The sequence below is a fragment of the Vibrio sp. R78045 genome (genome assembly GCF_042466085.1).
GTDB classification, from domain to species: Bacteria; Pseudomonadota; Gammaproteobacteria; order Enterobacterales; family Vibrionaceae; genus Vibrio; species Vibrio cyclitrophicus.
The window spans coordinates 849,239-869,878 of sequence record NZ_JAXHBS010000013.1 but is presented as its reverse complement, the minus strand read 5'-3'; the positions used below and the strand labels follow the sequence as shown (position 1 = coordinate 869,878).

Here is a 20,640-nt window from a genome sequence, read left to right as displayed (position 1 = left end):
ATTAAATATAGAAATTAAATCTCTAATGTAATCTTTTTTAGTAATTTATTTTCACAAAGGCAGGGTGAGTTAAAGTTATTGTTCTTTTTGAGGGTTTAATTTAGTTCAAGGAATGATCAACTCGGCGAGTATGGCTGCTGGATTATTGTTTTTAGCGTAGCAGCAAAAAGCGCGCCCACAATGAGGCGCGTTCTTGATCAATACGTTTAAGAGACAGTGTCTACTGCGTAACAGGCTTAACTTGTTTGGACTGTCTTACTGCCAGAATAAGTTGCGGTAGCAGTGACATCACGATCATGCCTGTCATCAGTGAATACTGTACTGGAGTAAAGGATTCACCCATCAACACCATCCCCGTAACGATGCCAGCCACTGGGTTAGCGATGCCACCGAAGGTGAAATCAACCACAGACATACGTTGTAGTAACCATACATACATGCCGTAACCAAGCGCAGTATTTAGCCCAATTACCCACAATAGACCCATTGCATTGCGAGAATCGAAATGAGTGACAGCATTAACATAAGGTTGCGGGTCGATGAACGCATGAACGCCAGACGCGACAGACAAAATCGTACCACCCAAAATCAGTTGCCACGTTAATACTTTCCACCAGTGCATGCGATTACCCAGTGATTTGGTAATGCTGCTGCCGATAACGATACACATGATTGCCGCAAACATGGCGCCCAAACCGATCGGGTTTAATGCGATCTGGCTTGGGTTAAACAATATCCACGCTAAGGTGATCAAGCCAATACCAGACAGGGCTTGAATCAAATGCGGGCGCTGCTTTTTCACTACCCAATGGAAGATCATAGCGAACACAGGCACAGAGATCATACCCACGCCAGAAATCGCTGAAGGCAGCGTTAGTGCCATCACGAAGATCAGGCCAAAGAAGGTCGCAATATTGATAAGACCCAATGTGAAAATGATCTGCCACTCGCCGTTTTTAGGCAGTGTCGGCTTTACTGCTAGCAATAACAAACCAGCAGGTAACGCACGCAAAGCACCTAATAATAATGGTGGCCACTCCTGTAGCGTAAATTGCGTCACTGCATAGGTTGTTCCCCAAAAGAACGCGGGGATCATTGCTAATAATATGTTCATTTGAAATATCTTTACGTTAAGATAACTATTGTGTGAACTGTATACTGAGAACTAGTGGTTGTAAAGTATCTTTATGTTAAACTAGTTTGAAGTAAACAAGACTAATCACGGAGCTAGATTGCAAATGGATGCTATCGACCGCGTTGTAGAGCAATGGGCAAAGGAAAAGCCCGAATTAGAAACTGAGCCTATGGCAATGATGGGCCGGATTATGCGTATTGCCAAGTATATGGAGACGCAAGTTGCCGAGCTTCATAAAAAATACGACATGAAGCTGGGTGAGTTTGATGTGCTGGCGACGTTGCGACGTTCTGGAAAGCCTTACCGACTGACTCCGTCAGAATTGATCGGCTCGATGATGCTGACATCAGGCGCGATGACCAATCGCCTTGATAAGCTAGAAGCGAAAGGGCTGATCAGTCGTGAGCACAGTAAAGAAGACAGACGCAGCGTGAGTGTTCAGTTAACAAAAGATGGTCTTATTCTTATTGACCAAATGATGACTGAGCATGTTGAAACGCAGAAGAAGCTTGTGAAATCTCTGTCTGCGAGCCAGAAGAAAAATACTAACCAGCTGCTGAAAACATGGTTGAGTGCATACGAGTAATTGACTGGCTGGAGCGGCTTGCTGAATTTATTGAACTGAGCTAACTTAATCTGATTTGAAAACCGAAGTGATGAGCTTCGGTTTTTTTGTGTTTGTTAAATGGGTTTACATCTCTGACTCATTTAGATGGCTTAGGTTGAGCCGAGGCTCTCCAGCACTTCTCTAGCTTTTTCAAAGCAAGTGTTTTAATGAATTTAAGGCAATGGTAACCGCATTGAGGTTGTTCAATCTTCGGATTTAGTCAGTAATTTGTATGCGAGCATGTCTACTAAAATTTCAAACAAGTTGTTCTATTTTTCTCGTTATCATCTTAATGCTAAGTCGAATAACCTATCGGCAATGAAACTTATCAAGGCTTAGAACTATGAACACTAGATTGAACGACACACTAACTTTTTTCGCTCGTATTTTATTGGCTTACTTGTTTATTCAAGCGGGTTGGGGAAAGCTATTTAGCTATGAAGGAACCGCGGGATATATGGCATCTCAAGGAGTTAGTGCTCACTTGTTGCCTTTGGTTATCTTGCTTGAACTCGGTGGCGGGCTTGCAATTTTAGCTGGATTTATGACTCGCTTTACAGCGTTCTCGATTGCATTTTTTTCTTTAGTCTCTGGTGTTATGTTTCACTTCGACCCAAGTTCGTCGGGTCAAATGATTCACTTCTACAAAAATGTCTCTGTTGCTGGTGGGTATCTGGCGTTAGCGGTACTTGGCGCGGGATCGTTTAGTGTTGATTACTGGCTGTCTAACAAGCTAAAGCAAGATACCAAATGGACGCGCTTAATGGTTCTTGTTCGTTAGTGCTCTTTGTCTAATCACACGTTATTCGTTATTCGTTATTCGTTAGTGTTGTTGGCGCAACTTATGAATCAAAAAACCGAAGCCTAATCGCTTCGGTTTTTTTGTTCCTGTCTAAGAATTTCAAGTACAGAGAGTTAGCGAGTTAAGCTTGCAGCATCTCATCACTGAACAGTTCTGCGCAGCCAATACCATTAATGGCGCAGCTTTCATCAATGTCTGAAATGTCACCGCTCACGCCGATAGCACCCAATACCGTTTTATCCTTGTCTCGAATCAGTAGCCCCCCTGGTACTGGCACCATGTTTCCGTGTGCCAGCACGTTTACGGCGGAGATGAATGCTGGTCGGTTGTCAGCATCTTGGGCGAGTTTTCTAGAGGAACAACCCAGTGCGAGTGCCCCCCACGCTTTAGCGATCGCGATGTCTGGTCGCATCATGCTAGAGCCGTCTTGACGTTGCAGAGAAATCAGCTTGCCACCGCTGTCTAAGACGGCGACCGTCAAAGGTTCTGTGTGGATCTTGTTTCCTGCTTTTAAGGTGCCATCGATGATGGTTAACGCTTGTTGTAGAGTCAAACTTCCCATGTTATCTCCTAGTTTTTCAAGGGGCATACGTACCAAGCTCAGCCAACCAATCATTACTCTTGTTTGTGAATATCATTGACTGGTTCAGCTCGGTACAAGAGTCCTAACTGGACTCTTGTAATAGCCCATAGCTGGGTAAAGTTAGGAAGGCAGCGAACTCTTCGGCTGTAGAAAGTTGATAGAAAAGATCAGCTGTCTCTTCAAATCGACCTGCTGCGTAGCGCGAGTCACCGACTTCATGTTTTATTGTGTCTAACTCCTGGTAAAGCCAAGAGTGGAATAGTGATTTGGTAAAGGTTTGGCCATCATCGAGTGTTACCCCGTGGTGGATCCATTGCCAGATGTTGGCTCTTGAGATCTCTGCGGTGGCGGCATCTTCCATTAGCCCGTAGATAGGCACACAACCGTAGCCTTGGATCCAAGCCTCAATGTAATACAGCGCAATGCGTATATTTTTACGTACTCCTGCTTCGTCGCGGCTGCCTTCACAAGGTTTTAGCAACGAGTCGGCATTGATCACATGCTCTGGGCTTTGGAAATCCATTTGGTTTACTTTGCCATCTAAGTGCTTATCAAAGATCGACATTGCCAAATCAACCAGTGCAGGGTGCGCGACCCATGTGCCATCGTGTCCGTTCTGAGATTCTCTTTGCTTATCTTCGATAACCTTGGCAGTTACACGCGACATCTCTTGCGGATCTTTTGCTGGAATAAAGGCCGACATACCACCCATCGCCAGTGCACCGCGAGCATGACAAGTACGCACTAACAGCTGGCTATAGGCATTTAGGAATTCTTGATCCATACCGATTCCGTGACGGTCTGGCAGGATACGATCTTTATGGTTTTTCAGCGTTTTGATGTAGCTGAAGATGTAATCCCAACGGCCACAGTTCATCGCTACGATATGATCACGCATTGCGTACAAGATCTCTTCCATTTGGAATACGGCTGGAAGCGTCTCAATCAAAACCGTCGCACGAATGGTGCCTTTGGGTACGTGGAAATAGTTTTCGGTGAAGCTGAAAATATCGTCCCACCACTGTGCTTCTTCCATGCTCTCAAGTTTGGGAATGTAGTAGTAAACGCCTAAGCCTTGTTGTGCTCGTGACTGATAGTTATGGAAAAAGTACAAGGCGAAGTCCATCAAGCAACCGCCGATAGGCTGATTGTTGAATTGGATGGATTGCTCAGGAAGGTGGATCCCTCGTGGGCGTGCGATCAGCAATGCAGGATCGTCGTTTAATTGGTAACGCTTCTGCTTCTTCTCATCGAAGTAACTAATGGTGCCAAGGTTGGCGTCTCTTAGGTTAATTTGCCCTTCGACCATGTTGGCCCAAGTCGGGGAAGAGGCGTCTTCAAAGCAACACATGAAGACTTTTGCGCCTGAATTTAGCGCGTTGATCACCATCTTTCTTTCGATAGGTCCGGTGATCTCTACGCGACGATCCAGTAACTCTGGCGGCGGTGTCGCCACTTTCCACTCTTTATTCTGACGAATGGAAATGGTGTCCTTTCTGAAATTAGGTAGCTCACCGTTGTCATATTGAGCTTGTTTTATGTCGCGGTCATTTAGCAGGGTATGACGGCGATCTCCAAACTTATTAACAAGGGCTTCTAAGAACTTTAATGCATCTTTAGACAAGATCTCTTTGTACTCGGAGTTGTCCATCTTCCCAAGTACCTGCATACACAGCACATCTTCTCTCTCTTTCACGTCATTCATCATTGCCTGTCTCCTTTACACAATACGATGTCATTTTGTATACAAAATTCTCTTTTTAAGGATATTTATATGGTAGAAATTGTAAACAATCAAACGGTATTTAACATTTATTTATCATTTAATCTTTTTGTAATTTATTTTTACGTAAAGATATTTTATGTAAAGCAATGAATTGTAAGCTTTTCAGGGTAAGTGCGGACTAAATGCGATGGGCTGATGTAATGAAAATGTTTCATTTTGGGCTTGATAAATGCTGAGTATGATTCATAGTACACAAAAGTTAGTTTAATTGTATACAATCTGAACTGGAGGTTCGAATGGCAATTATGAAAGCGATTGAAGCAGCGGTAGAAGTGCTTAAACGTGAAGGTGTAGACATCGCATTTGGTGTTCCCGGCGCAGCAATAAACCCTATGTATGCGGCTATGAAAAAGCTCGGAGGAATCGACCACGTCTTAGCTCGACATGTAGAAGGTGCATCGCATATGGCCGAAGGGTACACGCGTACCAATCAAGACAATATCGGTGTGTGTATTGGTACCTCTGGCCCTGCGGGAACGGACATGATCACGGGGCTTTATTCGGCGTCTGCAGATTCAATCCCAATCCTATGTATCACAGGTCAGGCTCCGCGTGCTCGCCTTCATAAAGAAGACTTCCAAGCGGTTGATATTGAATCTATCGCTAAACCAGTCACTAAATGGGCAACCACGGTGCTGGAACCTGCACAAGTGCCACGCGCATTCCAAAAAGCCTTTCATTTAATGCGTTCGGGTCGTCCGGGTCCAATCCTGATTGATCTACCGATTGATGTTCAGCTGGCTGAGATTGAGTTTGATATCGATACCTATGAACCGTTAGAGCCTTATAAGCCACAAGCGACACGCGCGCAGGTTGAGAAAGCATTAACCATGATGTCTCAATCGGAAAAACCGCTGATCGTATCGGGTGGTGGCGTGATTAACGCTGGCGCGTCTGAATTGTTGCAACAGTTTGCCGAGATCACTGGTGTTCCTGTTATTCCAACCTTAATGGGTTGGGGATCGATCCCGGATGATCATGAGTTAATGGCGGGTATGGTGGGGCTACAAACTTCTCACCGTTACGGTAACGAAACCATGCTGAACTCTGATTTTGTGTTTGGTGTTGGTAACCGCTGGGCTAACCGTCATACCGGTTCTGTGGATGTTTATACCGAAGGCCGAAAGTTCGTACATGTAGACATTGAACCAACCCAAATAGGCCGCGTGTTCTGCCCAGATTTAGGCATTGTCTCTGATGCGAAAGCAGCGCTAGAGCTAATGGTTGAAGTGGCGCAAGAGTGGCGTGATGCTGGCAAGCTGCCAAACCGAAATGCTTGGGCAAGTGAGTGTCAGGAACGCAAATCGACCATGCTGCGTAAAACCAATTTCGATGAAGCGCCAATGAAACCGATGCGTGTTTATGAAGAGATGAACAAGGTATTTGGTCGTGAAACTTGTTATGTGAGCACGATTGGTTTGTCGCAAATCGCTGCCGCTCAGTTCCTGCATGTTTATAAGCCGCGTAACTGGATCAACTGTGGTCAAGCTGGCCCACTAGGTTGGACAACACCAGCCGCATTGGGTGTAAGAGCAGCTGATCCAAATCGCGATATCGTTGCCATCTCTGGTGATTACGATTTCCAATTTATGATCGAAGAACTGGCGGTAGGTGCTCAATTCAACCTGCCATACATTCATGTGTTGGTGAACAACTCGTATCTAGGTTTGATTCGCCAAGCACAGCGTCAATTTGATATCGATTATTGTGTACAACTGGCGTTCGATAACCAGAATGCGCCAGAACTTGAAGGCTACGGTGTTGACCATGTAGCCGTTGTTGAAGGTTTAGGCTGTAAGGCGATTCGAGTTAGTGAGCCAGACCAAATTGCGGCGGCGTTTGAGCAAGCTAAAGAGCTGATGAACAAGCATAAGGTACCGGTTGTTGTTGAGTTGATTCTTGAGCGAGTGACCAACATTGCGATGGGCGTGGAGATCAACGCCATCAATGAATTTGAACCGCTTGCCGAAAGCCGTGGCGATGCCCCAACAGCGCTAGCGTACAAGTAATCATTAAGTCATGTGTATCCGTAGAGCTGAGGTTTAGCTCTATGGAAAGTCTCCAATAGAGCGAGGCTTGCTAAGCAACCGTAGCTCCACCAAATAACCGTTGCTTCACTAAACCGTCATAGTTTTACCAGATAAAGAATAAGGACAGAGTCATGGCAAAATTTGCAGCAAACTTGTCAATGTTATTCACGGAAGTTGATTTTATGGACCGCTTTGAAGCTGCCGCAGAAGCGGGCTTTCAAGGTGTCGAATACCTTTTCCCATATGCCTTTGATGCGGATGAGATTAAACAAAAGCTCGACGCTAATAACCTAGAGCAAGTGCTATTTAACTTGCCTGCGGGTGATTGGGACGCTGGCGACCGCGGTATCGCGGTAGACCCAGCAAGAGTTGAAGAGTTTCAAGCGGGTGTACCTAAAGCGATTGCTTACGCGAAGGCTCTTGGCTGTACACAAGTGAATTGCTTGGCCGGGATTGTTCCGCAAGGTGTGACCCAACAAGACGCGCAATCGGCGTTTGTGATCAACCTGCATTACGCGGCGAACGCGCTAGCAGCAGAAGGCATCAGCCTAGTGATAGAAGCGATCAACACCCGTGATATTCCGGGCTTCTTCTTGAACACCACAGAGCAAGCCAAAGCGGTCATTAAAGAGGTAGGGAGCGATAACCTTTCTATCCAATACGATATTTATCACATGCAAATTATGGAAGGCGATCTTACGCCGACCATGCAACAAAACATTGGCCAAATCGCACACGTGCAACTGGCAGATAACCCAGGCCGACACGAACCGGGTACTGGCGAAATCAATTACCCATTCGTGCTCAATTATCTTGATGAGCTTGGCTATCAAGGCTGGGTGGGTTGCGAATACAAACCAAAAACGACAACGACAGAAGGCCTTGGTTGGCTGCACCAATACCGTTAATTGCGTCTGGTAACCCTCAAACGTTAAGGAGAACAACATGTCTAAAATTGCATTTATCGGAACTGGCATCATGGGTAAACCTATGGCGAGTAACCTTCAAAAAGCAGGTCACGATTTGATTCTGTCGGATCACTTTAATGCAGCACCTGCTGATCTTGTGGCAGCGGGTGCAACGGTCTGCCATTCACCAGCAGAAGCGGCTGAAGCAGCGGATATCATTATCTTAATGGTGCCGAATACCCCTCAAGTTGAAGATGTTCTGTTTGGTGACAACGGCGTAGAGAAAGGCCTAACGGCGGGCGGTGCAGCTGGAAAACTGGTTATCGACATGAGTTCGATCTCGCCAATCGCGACCAAAGCAATCGCAGCTCGAATCAACGAAGGCGGCGCGTCATACCTTGATGCTCCGGTATCCGGCGGCGAAGTAGGCGCTATTAATGCAGCGCTGACTATCATGGTGGGTGGTGAGCAAGACGCCTTTGACAAAGCACGTCCGCTATTTGAAATCATGGGTAAGAATATTACGCTGGTGGGTGATAACGGTGCAGGCCAAACGTGTAAGGTCGCAAACCAAATCATCGTGGCGTTGAATATCGAAGCCGTGTCTGAGGCGCTCGTATTTGCTTCGAAAGCTGGTGCTGATCCAGCACGCGTGCGTCAGGCTCTATTAGGTGGCTTTGCTAACTCTAAGATATTGGAAGTACACGGTGAGCGCATGGTTGAAGGTACCTTTGATCCAGGATTTAGAATCTCACTTCACCAGAAAGACTTGAATCTGGCGCTAACGGGTGCACAAGAGTTGGGTGTTGCACTACCGAACACGGCAAACGCACAAGAGCTATTTGGCGAGTGTGCCGCAATGGGCGGCGAAGGTTGGGACCACTCTGCGCTTATCCAAGCGATTGAGAAACGTTCTGACCACTCGATTCGTTAATCTAATTAACGGTTTGTCCGTTTAGTGGTTAGTCAATCAACCGATTATCCATTAATTAATTCGGGCTGCTATTGATTTGTAGCCCACCAGTTTGTTTATAAATCGCGTAGTTTCGTCTCCTTTTATACGCGTTCCTGATACGAGGCAGAGGTTGAAGTTGTTCCTTTCCAACTTGATCTTAGCAGGCACCCTTTGGCCTTGTATCGGGGTTCTTTTTTTCTCCGTCAACTAAGGAGTGGCTGATGGACATTGATGCTAAGCAGTTTCTACAAACCCTTTTCTCAAGTGCTGTTAATCAGGCGCTACCTAAAAATCACATCGAACCTTTTCTTCCTCAAGATATTTTTTACCGCTCAGCTAACCAAGCTGGGCGAACTGTGGTAATTGGCGCAGGAAAAGCAGCCGCGTCGATGGCCGCTGAGCTTGAAGCGGTTTGGCAAGCAAAGCAACAGCAAGATCTCGCACTGCGTGACCTTGAAGGTCTCGTCGTGACCCGCTACGAACACACCGCACCTTGCGAACACATTGAGGTGATCGAAGCGGCGCACCCCGTCCCGGATGCGATGGGCTTAGAAGTGAGCCAACGTATGCTGGAATTAGTGAGTGGCCTGAGTGCTGACGACACCGTTATTTGTCTACTGTCTGGCGGCGGTTCTGCTTTGCTAAGCCTGCCCGGTGGCGACATTAGCTTGGCTGAGAAGCAACAAATCAATAAGGCGCTGCTCAAGTCGGGCGCAGCCATTGATGAGATGAACTGTGTTCGCAAACATCTATCTTCGATAAAAGGCGGTCGCTTAGCCAAAGCTGCTTATCCAGCAAGAGTTGTGTCATTGGCGATTTCTGATGTGCCGGGTGATGACATCAGTGTGATTGCCTCTGGCCCAACCGTACCCGACACCACCACGCGTTTTGATGCGATGGCAATTTTAGAACGTTATCAAATAGAAACACCACGCTCGGCATTTGAATGGTTAAATAATCCAGAGTCAGAAACCGTAAAGCCAGATGACGTATGTTGGAAAAATGCAGAGCACCATATTATCGCCACCCCGATGTCGGCATTGGAATCCGCTGCAGCAGAAGCTGAAGGCTTAGGCATTCCGGCTTATCTGTTGAGTGATTGTATAGAGGGAGAAGCGCGAGATGTTGCGAAAGTTCACGCTGCATTGGCTAAGCAAGTGGCCAATCACAAGCACCCATTTGCGACGCCTTGCGTGATACTTTCCGGCGGCGAAACCACGGTAACAGTTAAGGGAAATGGTCGCGGTGGGCGTAATTGTGAGTTCTTGTTGAGTCTATATAACGAGCTCAAGGGCCAAGACAATATCTTCGCTTTGGCCGCTGATACTGATGGGATTGATGGCGTGGAGGACAATGCGGGCGCGTGGATTACCCCACAAACATGGCAGCAAGGTTCGAGCTTGTCGCTTAAAGCGCAAGACTATCTCGATGCCAACAACAGCTACGATTTCTTCAAGCAAGTCGATGTGCTTCTTACCACGGGACCGACGTTGACCAATGTGAATGACTTCCGCGCAATATTGATTCTATAACTTGAACAGTTCAAAAACACGGCATGGAATGGTCGCTTCTTAACAAATAGAGCGGCCATTTTATTGTTATCGATGCGGTGACCTTGAGTTCTGGAATTATCTTCTGGACTAATAAAGCACGTTGATTACTATGGTTTTATTGATGAGCTGTAAGGGGGGCAATATGTCTAGGATCAGACAAAAGAATCAAGATTTAATCATCGAAGTCGCGTGTGAACAATTCGCTACTCATGGATATGCCGCAACAAAAATGGCTGATATCGCGAAAGCGGCCGACATCCCTAAACCTAATGTATTCTATTATTTCAGCTCCAAAGATAAGCTCTACAATGCCGTTCTAGAAACAGTCACTCAGCCCTTACTGGAAGCGTCACGTCCGATTGAAGAGCTCAGCGACCCTGTTGAAGCCCTATCTCAATATATTCAAACTAAGTTGATCATCTCTCGTGACCATCCACACGCCTCTAAGGTATTTGCAAACGAAGTGATGTCTGGCGCTAAAGTATTGCCGAAAGAGATTGGTGACGAACTGTATAAGCAATCCCAGATGATCCTCGATAAGTTCTCAACGTGGTCAGCACAAGACTTAATGGATGACGTTCCTGCACACCACCTGATGTTCACCATCTGGGCAGCCACCCAAACCTACGCCGATTTTGGCTGGCAGATTTGTAGCGTGATGCAGAAAGAGCAGCTCGATGATAAAGACTATGAAGATGCCGCTGAATTCATCACCCAGCTAGTGATTAAAGGGTGTGGGGTGAAAGGCTAACGTTGTTTGAACGTTTATTTAGGTCTGCGATTGCAGGCCTTTTTTGTTTGTGCATGTGAGTGAGCATATGTGCAAAGCTACTTTTGTGACCTGTTGTGCAATAACTTATTTATCTTGAATTTGGCTCGATTAGGTATGCCATTTTATTTAAAGTTAGCGTTATAGTATCGGCAAAAATTCAATTACCTCATTTTTATTAAAGCTAGAAGCTAATATTAGACTTCTATATTTATTACACGCACAACATTAAGGTTTAGCAATGACGCTTAAAAGCTTGGCATGCACCATCAGCACAGTTCTACTGGCAGGTTGTGGTTCGACGGTCGCGACGCAAACATACAACGCCGATCTGATCATCACCAATGGACAGGTTCTAACAATCAATTCAGAAATGGATGTGATTGAAGACGGTGTGGTTGTGGTGAAAGATGACCAGATCATCGCTGTTGGTAACGAGGATTTGATTACTCAATACCGCGCTGAAAAGGTGATTGACGCTCAAGATGGAATCGTTATGCCGGGCATGGTCAATGCTCACAACCATTTGCCTATGATAGCGTTTCGTGGCTTGGGGGAAGAGGGCATCTCGAATCGTCTGTTTGCTTACTTCTTCCCACTAGAGGCAGAAAAGCTAAGCCGTGAATTGATTTACAACGCAACCAAACTTGGTTCTATCGAGTTGGCGCAAAGTGGTGTCACGACTTACACTGACATGTATTACCACATGGACGAAATGGCTAAGGCGACCAAAGAAGTCGGCCTGCGCGCCGTGCTGGGTGAAACCGTGATTAAATTCCCAGTGGTTGATGCCAAAGAACCTTACGGCGGCATCGAGTATGCCAAAGGCTTTATTGAGCAGTACAAAAACGATGAGTTAATCACACCTGCTTATGCACCACACGCGGTGTACACCGTGAGCAAAGATAAGCTGCAAGAAATCAATAAACTGTCGGCTCAATACGATGTACCCGTGTTGATTCACGTTGCTGAATTCCCGAATGAAGAAAAGCGCATCAAAGACGAAACCAAAGCGACATCGCCAGTTGAATACATGGATGAAATCGGTGTGCTTGATGAGCGTGTCGTGATTGCTCACGGTATCCACCTGTCAGAGAACGATCAAAAGCTACTCAAGCAAGCTGACGCGGGTATCTCATACAACCCAATGGCGAACGCCAAAGGGGCGACAGGCATTGCGCCTGCTTGGGAGATGTATCGTGCCGACATGCGCATTGGCTTAGGAACAGACGGTCCAATGAGTTCAAACCAAGTCGATATCATGCGCACCCTAAGCTACGCAGCTAATATGCAGCGCTTAAAGCATTCAGATCGCACCATCATGATTCCTGAGCAAGTGATTGAGATGGCGACATTAGGTGGTGCGAAAGCCCTACACATGGAAGACCAAATCGGTTCTCTTGAAGCGGGTAAGAAAGCAGACATCGTGATTGTAGAGACACAATCGGCGAACATGATGCCGAATTACGACCCATATGCGACTTTGGTTTACCAAGCGAACCCAAGCAACATCGACACCACTATTGTTAACGGCCAAATCGTAATGGAAAATCGAGTGATGCAGACCGTTCAACTGGATGACATTCGTCAAAGCGTCGATGAGTTTGAAACTGATATCAAAGCCTTTGCCAAAGAGCTTTCTAAGAAGGCGATTAAGTCTAAGAGCTTGATGGATTAAGGTGTAAATCGGTTTCTAAAAATCGAACTGAATGAACAAGGCCGACACCACGTCGGCCTTTTTGTTGGTGGTTGATCCCCTTAACCTCGGTCTCTTGGATTAACGCAACGCTTCGGTTAGCTAAAGTAGCACTTAGCTAATTAGAGCAGCTATTGCCATTCGGGATACCGCTGCCTAAGAATTCGACGCGAATCTGTTCGACATCTTTTAAGTACTGGTTGTTCGTTTGCTCGGTTTTATCAAAGTTGTTGAGCGTGACATTCCATGATGAAAACGGAGTGGGTTGGAAGTAGGCGTATTCGAATTTATTCGCCACGGCACCATCGGTGATGATGCTAACATCGTTGGTGGTTGGATCATCTAGGCGGTAATAGAACGCGCGTGAAACAGGGTTAGAACTGAACTGATAGTCCTTGTTCTCATATCGGTCTAAATAGTTACCCGAACTGGAAACTCGCAGGTTGAGTTGCTTGCCATAAGGTAAGTTTTCACCCTCTAAGAACACTCGTACCGTGGAAAGCCTAACGCGGTCAAACGAACACAATTGGACTTGTTCTAGTGGAATGGTGAAGTTTAGTTGTCCGGTTGTTGCAAAGCTCTCTAGTTGCTCGGGGCTAGAAATGGTGTAGTTGTCGATGGTGAAATCTTGTGGTGCTGGTTGGAAAGAAGACAGAGCATTTACATACTCACTTTCGACAGTAGCCAAATTAAACTGGTAGTCCAAGTAGCTTTTATTCAGAGAAGGCGTAACTTCGCTTGGCTTCAATGCCCAATATTCGTATGCCTGAACATAGTTAGACAAAGCAACGAACATCGGACGCTTAAAGTGCATCAACACTCGTGATAGTTCACGTTCAATCGAATCGAAGCTGTCAGTGTCTACTTGATAACCCTCGATCGCATCGTTCAATCTTTGTTGTTGATTGATAGTCACATTATTGGTGAGTAAGAGGTCTACCAACTTCGCTTGCTCGTGAGCAAAGTTAAGCTGCGTGATGTTAATTGCCTTACCGAGCAGAACCTGCTTTTCGAGTTCGAGTAGGTATTGTCTTGATCCTTTGATACCTAAGCTATCGGCATATCTTAAGTTGCTGCGGATCTCGGTGATCATCAGATCCCACGCCAGATTGCTTTCATTGATGGTTGGGATGTTGAAGTTAAAGCCATCCATCGCTTCAGATACCTTCTGGAGCTTGATGGTTGATTTAATATCCGCGGTTAACTGAGAAATGCCAGAAATCGTTTTGGTCACGCTATCAATAATGCCTGTGACGGACTTGATATTGGTGACGAGGTTTTTCGCTTTTTCTAATGCTTCAGGTGTTTTAGCCAATTGCTCGGTTAGGTCATTCACACCAGAAAGGTTGCCTGTGAATACCCCACTCACGGCACTTCCAATTTCGGCTATTGCTTTGAATATTGCGAGAGCCGCATTGAGTTGTTGTTGGGTTTTCCAATTCTCGACACCAACTAAATAAGTGGTTTTTGAACTGAGAGTGACTAGTTCTTGTGCTTTATATTGGCTATCGACCTCGGTCAGGCTATCGCCTATCTTGTCTATGTTGGATTGGGTTTGTGTGATGATCGAACTCTGAGCGCGTAGAACGTCTTCGATGTTAGCGAGTGCTAACTTGGCGGCTTCAATCTTGTCTTCAATGACCGTGTTTCTATCTTGAATAATGTCCCATTGAGTTTGATACGCGATCATAGCGTTCAAATAGGCTTCGTATTTATCTTGATATAACACCTTGTCGAGATAAGGAACGTAATTGCTCTCTTTGGTGCTGAAGCTAATGAATTGCTTGAACGCGACCGTTTGTAGGTAAAGGTCGGAAAGAATCGGATCGTCTTCCACCACTGAACCTGAGTAACGCAAGCTCTGTTCAATCCAGTTGATGAGGTCGAGGCTAAGCTTTGGGTTGGTATCGTATAAGCTGGCTGCCATATCAAACGAGCGATTAACAATGTCTGTAAAAGGTTCAGTAGCCAGTTTCATTTGCCCAGTAATGTTCGAGTCAATGGTCGTTCTTCGGTAGTGCTCTCCTGCTAAGACAACGGATTCACCACCTCCTGTATTTCCTGTTAGGGCATCTCGTGTAATGCTGCCATCGCTTTGGAAAGCGAGTACATTAATCGGTGTTTCTATTTCGCCGGCAATCACAGAAATTGAGGCTGCAGAGCCTTGCTGTCCGAGCACAAACGTCGGCGTGCCTTGGCCAACGATTTTCCGCGCAAAAATAAGGATGTTTTGGTTGTTTACAAGCAAGTTGAAATTCTCTGGAATTTCAATGGTATCTGCAAAAACGACGATTTTTGAGGGTTGAGTGACGTAAAGGTTTTGTTCTGCTATCCAATCACTGAGGTTGATGTGTAAATCGGATGTGGAACGAGATAGAACGCCGACATCGGAATAGGCCGATTGAACCCAAGTTGGGTATTCGGTTGAATTGGGTAAATTGTTCAGTTCAAGCCAATCGCTAGAAAAAGCCTGTGGAGAGAATGAAAGAGAAATAATAATAGGTAGAAGTCTCATATTGATGTCCTGTCGAAATTAGTATTTGCCAAATTTTGGGTAGCAGAAGCCAGCACCTTAATTTTGATAAGGTGTGGCTTTCTGTTAGGGATATATTTTTGGCTATTGCGTTATATTTTTGTGTTTTTATATGATCGAGAGGTCTATGGACTATTCCATTTCTTGGATATATGCATTGTTTGCGAACGCTTTTGCTTTCTCACTAATATTACTCCAGTTACTTTCTGCAACCGTTGTATTGGCAAGAGCGCCTATTGCGCCTAGCATTGCGTCGTCTTTCATGATGTCGGCATTATTCTGGGCTTGTTCTAAAGCAACGAGCAGTGAAGTAAAGTCGGCATTCATTTTCTGCCAATTTAGTTTCAGCTTATTAATATGTGGAATCGCATTTTCTATTTGTTGAGAAATCATATCGATACTCTCTGAAGAGCGATGATAAGAGTTATATATTTTCTGTGTGTAAGTTAACTGGTCTTGAAGCTCTTTTACTTCGTTTTGTAATTCGTTACGAAGTTTGCGTGCTTTTTCTGCTTTATCGCCATATACGCCCATGATTGGACCTGCAACCAGAGGGAACCATGCATAAGTCACCGCGGTAGAGGCGACCGTAACGTAGTGAGTGTAATCTTTGTTGAGTTGAGTAATACGCGCATTGATGTCATTCACTCGCTGCTGAAGCGCGCTGCCATCGTCGCTTAGGTAACCGTTGTGAGTGCCTTCCAACACATCTAACTGCAATTTTTGTGTATCTAATGTAGCTGAAAATTCCAATAGGTTACCGCCAACGTCAGACACTTCTTGTTGGTATCTCATGGAAAAACTCTGCAGGCTTTTCAGGTAAGCGATCGCCACCTTTCTATTGCGTTCTACCGCTTCGATATCTTCTGGGAGCGGCGAGAATGCTTTGGCCAGCATTTCATTCAAAGCATCACTAAGTGGGTTAAGCATGTAGTCTTTAATTTGGACGTAATTGGCCAAGCTTAATGAAAGACCAACGATGCTTGGATAAAGATCTTTTTTCCAATAAAAGGCGGTATCGTGAATATTTGAGTATTGCTGAACCAGTGCTTGGAAATTAGAGAAAGGAATGTCGTTAGGAATACTTAAAGTCGACTTCATACTGGCTTCTGTCACGGGTAGGGCCAAAGCACCTTCTACATAGGCTTGAATCTGATACCACTCTTGTTGCTTAAGAATAAAGTTGTCAGTTTCTAAATCGATAAAGACGCCATTCTCACCAATGATCGTGTCGTAGGTAACTTGAGGTATGTTTTGTTCAGCTGACGCTTGGTTGATTTGAACTGGAGCGGCTTGAGAAGTGAGTGCAAAAGAGGAAAGTAGCCCAATTGATATCGAAGATAATACAAGTGTTTTTGTGATTTTTTTCATCGTTTAGCCCTGTTAGATTTGTTATTAGCTTTTTGCAAAGACAATAATCCCCCTACCACTTGATGGCATTTTTTAAATATTTATGAAGGGTTATTGAATATTTTAATATTGTTATTTTTGTGATTATTTTTTGTTCTTTAAAACTAACCTCTTTAATGTGTTTTTTGTTTTTATAAGATTTGGTCAATCTATAGCAGATTTATAATGAAAAGTTCTATTTAGGTCACACATTTGGATTTATATTGGTCGTTTGTTGATCTATTGAATTTAATGATATTTGAATCATTAGTTTTGGTTCTTTTGTCAGGCTAGTTATGGAAAGGCCTCGAGAGGTTTTCATTCTATTCATAAAGGTGTTAAATGATAAAAATATAATTATCGCCATTATTCTTATTATTACTAAATCTGTTGATTAATTTAATGAATATATAAATAGAACGAGCGTTTTAAATTTGATCTGTGCCAAACAATGTACGGGTGTTTTTATAATGACGGGAATTTTTATTAGCGAATGTTTTATTAGGTGATCTTATATTAGGTGTAATTAAATTAGATTATATTCAATTAGATTGTATTTAATTAGTTATTGTTTGTATTTCCGATTTAATAAAGGTAGAACTATTTAAAGAAATAGATTGATACAGATTGAGAGGCAATCATGTTTGCAGATTTTTTGGGATGCTTGCGGGTGTTTTCTAATGCTTATAAGTTTACCCACCAAAGCCGTTCGCTTTGGCCTACAGTCTTTGATGGGCAAGTATCTTAGTTAGTTGTTATTCATCGCCAGTTTACCTAGCTTCATTGCGGCAGAATGGTGGCGGTGCATCAGTTGCTCCATGTCTACGCCAATAACGGCACCATCGTTAACTCGCCATTTTCCGGCCACCATCACTTTATCCGCTTGTTGAGCACCACAAAGTAGTAATGCAGCGAGTGGATCGTGGCTACCAGAGAAACGAATATCATCGAGTTTGAACATTGCGAGGTCGGCTTGTTTGCCAACCTCTAGCGTACCAATGTCGGTTCTGCCCATTGCGCGTGCTGAGCCTGACGTTGCCCAGCGCAGTGCATCGAGGTGTGAAACATTGGCAGAACCATATTGCAGGCGTTGTAGATACATTGCCATGCGCACTTCGGCAATCATATTTGAACCGTCGTTTGAGGCGGAACCATCAACACCCAACCCGACTTTTACGCCTGCTGCTTCAAGATCGTTGTTCTTACAAATACCGGAAGCCAGCATCATGTTGGACGTCGGGCAATGGCTGATACCAATGCCCGCTTTACCCAAACGTTTGATCTCTTCTGGATTGAAGTGAATACCATGAGCAAGCCAAGTGCGTTCATTCAGCCACCCCACATCTTCTAGGTAATCCACAGGGCGTAGGCCAAATTTCTCAATACAGAAGTCTTCTTCATCCAAGGTTTCGCATAGGTGAGTGTGCATCATCACGTTCTCACGCTCACTGATCTTGGCGGTTTCTTTCATCAGGTCTGTAGTGACTGAAAACGGCGAACAAGGCGCGAGTGCGATTTGAATCATCGCCCCTTCATCACGCTGGTGGTAATCGCGAATTAAGCGTTGGCTGTCATCAATAATGGTTTGTTCAGTTTGAATGGTGTGTCGTGGAGGTAGTCCACCTTCATCTTCTCCAAGGCTCATGGATCCACGCGTAAATATCGCTCTCACACCTAGCTTCTCTGCCGCTTCGACTTGTAAATCGATGGCATGCTCAAGCCCGTTTGGTAGCAAGTAATGGTGGTCTGACGCGGTGGTACAGCCCGACATCATTAACTCGACCAATGCTAGCTCTGTAGCAAGGCTCATCATCTCAGAATCGAGGTTAGCCCAAACTGGGTAGAGGCTTTGTAGCCAATGGAAGAGTTCTTTATTGAGTGCGCCAGGGTAGGCACGCGTTAGGGTTTGATAGAAGTGGTGGTGCGCATTGATAAGCCCGGGAGTTACAACATGACGAGAGGCGTCGACGCTGTAATCTACGGGTAAGGTCGGCTCTTTGTGTTTGCCAACCAATTCAATGACTTTATTACCTTTAATGACGATTCCGCCTTCTGCATCAGCCTGTGAGCCAGTGTAGATTGCGAGAGGATTCTTAATCCAGATGGTTTCCATTCATAGTAGTCCTTAGCCATCTCAGCCTTTTCAGGGAAGAGGGTCTTTGTTGGTATTTGCTGTTGATAGATAAATTCGAATCAGGGGGCGTTAAAACGTTCAATGTTCTAATCATTCCCTGATTCTGTGAAAATCGGTTTTACGCTAGTCAGTGAACCCGTTAAATTGGGGGATCAGCTAGTTCGTTTTTGGCTCAGGATTTTCTGATGCCGCTTGAACGTCTGCTTCTGTACTTGCATGTTGAATCTCTAACTGCTCGCCTGAGTGTAGTTCTTCTTCAGCCTGTTCTTTCATTTCTAGCTCAACTTGCGCTTGGCTCTCGGCTAACGCTTCTTGTTCTTCAGCTTTTGATGATTTTGGTAACACAAGGTTTAGCAGAACCGTCATGATGGTGCCTGTGGTAATGCCCGAGTGAAGGAAGTTCGCCAAATCATGCGGTAAGTGTTGCAGCAGTCTTGGTTCGAAAGTTACCGCCAAGCCAGACGCCAAACCTACACAGATTACCAAGGCATTTCGTTTGGTGTCTGCGGCTTTGATCAACATGCGGATACCCGCGTAAGCAATCATACCGAACATCACAAAGCCCACACCACCCAAAACAGGTTTCGGAATCGTGACGGCAATAGCAGCTAATTTCGGGAATAAACCGCCTAAAATTAGTAAACCACCGGTTGCAGCCACTACATAGCGACTTGCTACCCCTGTGATACCCACAATGCCGACGTTTTGGCTGAACGACGCCAATGGCATCGCTGTTAAAATCGAAGATAAGGTACTACCAAGGCCATCGCCTAACAGCCCACGTTTTAGATCTTTACCGCTGACTTGGGTTTGGCAGTTGTTGCCCAATGCCATGAAGTCACCCGTTGCTTCGGCGATCACCACGATGTACACCAAGCTCATACTGATGATGGCACTGGCAGAAAAGGTAAAGCCATATTTGAAAGGTTCAGGTCCGCCAACCCAAGCGGCAGAGCTGATTTGTTCAAGGTCGACCATACCGAGCGATAGCGCCACAATGTAGCCGCCCGCTAAACCAATCACGATGGCTGAAGCGGCAACCGCGCCTTTACAGTAAACCGATACACCAACCACAATCCCCAAAGAGACTAGAGCTAGAAACAGTTTTGGTAGCGTAGCGAATTGTTCCGTGTTGGCAGGAGAATCTCCGACCCAATTCATGGCAACCGGTAAAATGGTTAAGCCGATTAGGGTAACCACCACACCACTTACCACGGTTGGGAACAGTTTCCGAACCTTGTCCATATAGAAGCTGGCACCAATCACGACAAACGAGCCGATAAGCGCCGAGCCCATGATAGCGGCGACACCGCCTTCGTTACCGATTGAGATAGCGACACCTAAAAAGGCAAAGCTCGAACCCATAACAACGGGCAGTCGAATGCCAACAGGGCCAAAGCCGAGACATTGAGCGACGGTTACAATACCTGACGCTAGTAGCGCAGCATTGATCAGCGAGACGATCTCTGTGTTAGGTAGGCCGATAGAAGCGCCGACAATGAGGGGAACAGCAACAATGCCACCAATCGAGGCGAGCATGTGTTGCAGTGCGAGTAGGAGGGTCAGCCCATGAGGCGGTCTTTCATTTAGGGTGTACAGAAGTTTCATTTGATATTCCTCTGCCTGCGTTTTCGTTTACAGACGATTGGCGGTCAAATAATGACTTCTACAAACTGCGTAGGGTCATAAAAAAGGTGCACTAACCGAGCGGAATGCGTCTACACTCCGCTGATTAGCACTATTAGCTTTTTCTTAAAAAT

At 45.3% G+C, this 20,640-nt stretch carries 15 protein-coding genes; 8 read left to right on the top strand and 7 right to left on the bottom strand.

Annotated elements, in window-relative coordinates:
• Positions 1 to 220: 220 nt before the first annotated feature.
• Positions 221 to 1,114 (bottom strand): DMT family transporter, encoded by an 894-nt coding sequence (locus tag SJY39_RS14480; RefSeq protein ID WP_016785504.1) that lies wholly within the window; start codon positions 1,112 to 1,114, stop codon positions 221 to 223.
• Between the two features lie 124 nt (positions 1,115 to 1,238).
• Here SJY39_RS14480 and SJY39_RS14475 point away from each other — a divergent pair, with 124 nt between their 5' ends.
• Both SJY39_RS14475 and SJY39_RS14470 read left to right on the top strand, forming a co-directional pair.
• Positions 1,239 to 1,721 (top strand): MarR family winged helix-turn-helix transcriptional regulator, encoded by a 483-nt coding sequence (locus SJY39_RS14475; protein ID WP_010432677.1) that lies wholly within the window; start codon positions 1,239 to 1,241, stop codon positions 1,719 to 1,721.
• A gap of 364 nt (positions 1,722 to 2,085) precedes the next feature.
• Complete coding sequence (locus SJY39_RS14470; RefSeq protein ID WP_010432679.1) at positions 2,086 to 2,523, top strand: DoxX family protein; 438 nt, start codon at positions 2,086 to 2,088, stop codon at positions 2,521 to 2,523.
• Positions 2,524 to 2,665: 142 nt separating this feature from the next.
• Here SJY39_RS14470 and SJY39_RS14465 read toward each other — a convergent pair whose 3' ends face one another.
• A complete protein-coding gene (locus SJY39_RS14465; protein ID WP_008220964.1) occupies positions 2,666 to 3,106 on the bottom strand; it encodes a heme-binding protein in 441 nt (146 codons plus the stop codon).
• Positions 3,107 to 3,209: 103 nt separating this feature from the next.
• On the bottom strand, positions 3,210 to 4,835 hold the full coding sequence (gene aceB / locus SJY39_RS14460) for a malate synthase A (RefSeq protein WP_016793169.1): 1,626 nt from the start codon (positions 4,833 to 4,835) through the stop codon (positions 3,210 to 3,212).
• Between the two features lie 314 nt (positions 4,836 to 5,149).
• On the opposite strand from aceB, the gene gcl reads away from it, so the two are divergent.
• The 6 genes from gcl to SJY39_RS14430 all read left to right on the top strand — a co-directional run bounded on the left by gcl (position 5,150) and on the right by SJY39_RS14430 (position 12,806).
• Positions 5,150 to 6,922: a glyoxylate carboligase gene (gcl, locus tag SJY39_RS14455; protein WP_016793170.1), complete on the top strand. Its 1,773-nt coding sequence runs from the start codon at positions 5,150 to 5,152 to the stop codon at positions 6,920 to 6,922.
• A 152-nt stretch (positions 6,923 to 7,074) separates the two neighbouring features.
• Complete coding sequence (hyi, locus tag SJY39_RS14450; RefSeq protein ID WP_010432688.1) at positions 7,075 to 7,851, top strand: hydroxypyruvate isomerase; 777 nt, start codon at positions 7,075 to 7,077, stop codon at positions 7,849 to 7,851.
• A gap of 37 nt (positions 7,852 to 7,888) precedes the next feature.
• Positions 7,889 to 8,785 (top strand): 2-hydroxy-3-oxopropionate reductase, encoded by an 897-nt coding sequence (locus SJY39_RS14445; protein ID WP_016793171.1) that lies wholly within the window; start codon positions 7,889 to 7,891, stop codon positions 8,783 to 8,785.
• A gap of 242 nt (positions 8,786 to 9,027) precedes the next feature.
• Complete coding sequence (locus tag SJY39_RS14440; protein WP_016793172.1) at positions 9,028 to 10,338, top strand: glycerate kinase; 1,311 nt, start codon at positions 9,028 to 9,030, stop codon at positions 10,336 to 10,338.
• A 163-nt stretch (positions 10,339 to 10,501) separates the two neighbouring features.
• The gene (locus tag SJY39_RS14435) at positions 10,502 to 11,110 is read left to right on the top strand and encodes a TetR/AcrR family transcriptional regulator (protein ID WP_010432697.1); all 609 of its coding nucleotides are present in this window, start codon (positions 10,502 to 10,504) and stop codon (positions 11,108 to 11,110) included.
• A 259-nt stretch (positions 11,111 to 11,369) separates the two neighbouring features.
• Positions 11,370 to 12,806 (top strand): amidohydrolase, encoded by a 1,437-nt coding sequence (locus SJY39_RS14430; protein ID WP_016793173.1) that lies wholly within the window; start codon positions 11,370 to 11,372, stop codon positions 12,804 to 12,806.
• Between the two features lie 136 nt (positions 12,807 to 12,942).
• Here the strand turns inward: SJY39_RS14430 and SJY39_RS14425 are convergent, their stop codons facing one another.
• The 4 genes from SJY39_RS14425 to SJY39_RS14410 all read right to left on the bottom strand — a co-directional run bounded on the left by SJY39_RS14425 (position 12,943) and on the right by SJY39_RS14410 (position 20,488).
• A complete protein-coding gene (locus SJY39_RS14425; protein WP_016793174.1) occupies positions 12,943 to 15,339 on the bottom strand; it encodes a hypothetical protein in 2,397 nt (798 codons plus the stop codon).
• A 150-nt stretch (positions 15,340 to 15,489) separates the two neighbouring features.
• Positions 15,490 to 16,728, bottom strand: a complete 1,239-nt coding sequence (locus SJY39_RS14420) for an alpha-xenorhabdolysin family binary toxin subunit A (RefSeq protein WP_016785510.1) — start codon at positions 16,726 to 16,728, stop codon at positions 15,490 to 15,492.
• A gap of 766 nt (positions 16,729 to 17,494) precedes the next feature.
• Complete coding sequence (locus SJY39_RS14415) at positions 17,495 to 18,859, bottom strand: 8-oxoguanine deaminase (RefSeq protein ID WP_010432708.1); 1,365 nt, start codon at positions 18,857 to 18,859, stop codon at positions 17,495 to 17,497.
• A 177-nt stretch (positions 18,860 to 19,036) separates the two neighbouring features.
• Positions 19,037 to 20,488, bottom strand: a complete 1,452-nt coding sequence (locus tag SJY39_RS14410) for a nucleobase:cation symporter-2 family protein (RefSeq protein WP_016793175.1) — start codon at positions 20,486 to 20,488, stop codon at positions 19,037 to 19,039.
• Positions 20,489 to 20,640: the final 152 nt, after the last annotated feature.